This is a genomic window from Paraburkholderia lacunae (assembly GCF_003353175.1).
GTDB classification, from domain to species: Bacteria; Pseudomonadota; Gammaproteobacteria; order Burkholderiales; family Burkholderiaceae; genus Paraburkholderia; species Paraburkholderia lacunae.
Map to the genome: position 1 here is coordinate 1 of NZ_QHKS01000077.1, position 3,352 is coordinate 3,352.

At 53.5% G+C, this 3,352-nt stretch carries 2 rRNA genes; both read left to right on the forward strand.

The window, feature by feature from the left end:
• Positions 1-90 precede the first annotated feature (90 nt).
• Positions 91-2,972 (forward strand): 23S ribosomal RNA (locus DLM46_RS38725).
• Positions 2,973-3,183: 211 nt separating this feature from the next.
• Positions 3,184-3,296: ribosomal RNA gene (gene rrf / locus DLM46_RS38730) — 5S ribosomal RNA — on the forward strand.
• Positions 3,297-3,352: the final 56 nt, after the last annotated feature.

Consider the following 3,352-nt stretch of genomic DNA (forward strand, 5'->3'; position numbering starts at 1 on the left):
TTGCATGGGCCCGGAGTAAGTGCTAAAGCACTAACTCCGGCCGACAGCTAAAGCGCTAACTCTGGTCGACAAGAGACACACCCGTTATAGGGTCAAGCGAACAAGTGCATGTGGTGGATGCCTTGGCGATCACAGGCGATGAAGGACGCGGTAGCCTGCGAAAAGCGGTGGGGAGCTGGCAAACGAGCTTTGATCCACCGATATCCGAATGGGGAAACCCACTCCGTATGGAGTATCCATGGCTGAATACATAGGCCATGTGAAGCGAACGCGGTGAACTGAAACATCTAAGTAACCGCAGGAAAAGAAATCAACCGAGATTCCCAGAGTAGTGGCGAGCGAAATGGGACCAGCCTGTACATTTTATCTTTGCTGTTAGTCGAACGCTCTGGAAAGTGCGGCCATAGCAGGTGATAGCCCTGTAGACGAAAACAGCGAGGAAGAACTGGGTGTACGAGAAGTAGGGCGGGACACGTGAAATCCTGTCTGAAGATGGGGGGACCATCCTCCAAGGCTAAATACTCGTGATCGACCGATAGTGAACCAGTACCGTGAGGGAAAGGCGAAAAGAACCCCGGGAGGGGAGTGAAACAGATCCTGAAACCGCATGCATACAAACAGTCGGAGCCTTCGAAAGAGGGTGACGGCGTACCTTTTGTATAATGGGTCAGCGACTTACATTCAGTGGCAAGCTTAACCGATTAGGGCAGGCGTAGCGAAAGCGAGTCCGAACAGGGCGTTCAGTCGCTGGGTGTAGACCCGAAACCAGGTGATCTATCCATGGCCAGGATGAAGGTGCGGTAACACGTACTGGAGGTCCGAACCCACTAACGTTGAAAAGTTAGGGGATGAGCTGTGGATAGGGGTGAAAGGCTAAACAAACCTGGAAATAGCTGGTTCTCTCCGAAAACTATTTAGGTAGTGCCTCGTGTATCACCTTCGGGGGTAGAGCACTGTCATGGTTGTGGGGTCCATTGCGGATTACTACGCCATAGCAAACTCCGAATACCGAAGAGTGCAATCACGGGAGACAGACATCGGGTGCTAACGTCCGGTGTCAAGAGGGAAACAACCCAGACCGCCAGCTAAGGTCCCCAAATATGGCTAAGTGGGAAACGAAGTGGGAAGGCTAAAACAGTCAGGAGGTTGGCTTAGAAGCAGCCATCCTTTAAAGAAAGCGTAATAGCTCACTGATCGAGTCGTCCTGCGCGGAAGATGTAACGGGGCTAAGCCATATACCGAAGCTGCGGATGCACATTTATGTGCATGGTAGGAGAGCGTTCCGTAAGCCTGCGAAGGTGCACTGGAAAGTGTGCTGGAGGTATCGGAAGTGCGAATGCTGACATGAGTAGCGATAAAGGGGGTGAAAGGCCCCCTCGCCGTAAGCCCAAGGTTTCCTACGCAACGTTCATCGGCGTAGGGTGAGTCGGCCCCTAAGGCGAGGCAGAAATGCGTAGCTGATGGGAAGCAGGTTAATATTCCTGCACCATTGTCAAATGCGATGGGGGGACGGATCGCGGAAGGTTGTCCGGGTGTTGGAAGTCCCGGTCCTTGCATTGGAGAAGGCGCTTTGGCAAATCCGGGCGCGCAATTCAAGGGTGCGAGGCCATTCACTTCGGTGAAGAAGCAACTGGAAGTGGTTCCAGGAAAAGCCTCTAAGCTTCAGTTTGACAGTGACCGTACCGCAAACCGACACAGGTGGGCGAGATGAGTATTCTAAGGCGCTTGAGAGAACTCGGGAGAAGGAACTCGGCAAATTGGTACCGTAACTTCGGGATAAGGTACGCCCCGGTAGCCTGACTGGCCTGCGCCAGAAGGGTGAAGGGGTTGCAATAAACTGGTGGCTGCGACTGTTTAATAAAAACACAGCACTCTGCAAACACGAAAGTGGACGTATAGGGTGTGACGCCTGCCCGGTGCCGGAAGATTAAATGATGGGGTGCAAGCTCTTGATTGAAGTCCCGGTAAACGGCGGCCGTAACTATAACGGTCCTAAGGTAGCGAAATTCCTTGTCGGGTAAGTTCCGACCTGCACGAATGGCGTAACGATGGCCACACTGTCTCCTCCCGAGACTCAGCGAAGTTGAAGTGTTTGTGATGATGCAATCTCCCCGCGGCTAGACGGAAAGACCCCATGAACCTTTACTGTAGCTTTGCATTGGACTTTGAACCGGTCTGTGTAGGATAGGTGGGAGGCTATGAAGCGTGGACGCCAGTCTGCGTGGAGCCGTCCTTGAAATACCACCCTGGTTTGTTTGAGGTTCTAACCTTGGTCCGTGATCCGGATCGGGGACAGTGCATGGTAGGCAGTTTGACTGGGGCGGTCTCCTCCCAAAGTGTAACGGAGGAGTACGAAGGTACGCTAGGTACGGTCGGAAATCGTGCTGATAGTGCAATGGCATAAGCGTGCTTAACTGCGAGACCGACAAGTCGAGCAGGTGCGAAAGCAGGTCATAGTGATCCGGTGGTTCTGTATGGAAGGGCCATCGCTCAACGGATAAAAGGTACTCTGGGGATAACAGGCTGATACCGCCCAAGAGTTCATATCGACGGCGGTGTTTGGCACCTCGATGTCGGCTCATCTCATCCTGGGGCTGTAGCCGGTCCCAAGGGTATGGCTGTTCGCCATTTAAAGAGGTACGTGAGCTGGGTTTAAAACGTCGTGAGACAGTTTGGTCCCTATCTGCCGTGGGCGCTGGATATTTGAAGGGGGCTGCTCCTAGTACGAGAGGACCGGAGTGGACGAACCTCTGGTGTACCGGTTGTCACGCCAGTGGCATCGCCGGGTAGCTATGTTCGGAAGAGATAACCGCTGAAAGCATCTAAGCGGGAAACTCGCCTTAAGATGAGATATCCCCGGGGCTTCGAGCCCCTTGAAGGGTCGTTCAAGACCAGGACGTTGATAGGTCAGGTGTGGAAGCGCAGTAATGCGTTAAGCTAACTGATACTAATTGCCCGTAAGGCTTGATCCTATAACAGGTGTGTTTCGTGTCGATGATCGTTAGTGCTTCAGCACTTACGGGCATCCCCCTCCCGAAGGGAGGACGGACACCACACACGGTTGAGAGATCCGTGTTGTGCCAGAAACAACACAACCCAGAGTAATACGGAGAGGCATCCTCTCAACTACTTCTTCCCGATTGGCTGTGCTGTCCCCCAAAGACAGTACGGCAACAAGTCATGCCTGATGACCATAGCGAGTCGGTCCCACCCCTTCCCATCCCGAACAGGACCGTGAAACGACTCCACGCCGATGATAGTGCGGATTCCCGTGTGAAAGTAGGTAATCGTCAGGCTCCCCAGCAGCAACAGAAACCCCACCCCCAAACGGTGGGGTTTCTGCGTTTACGGC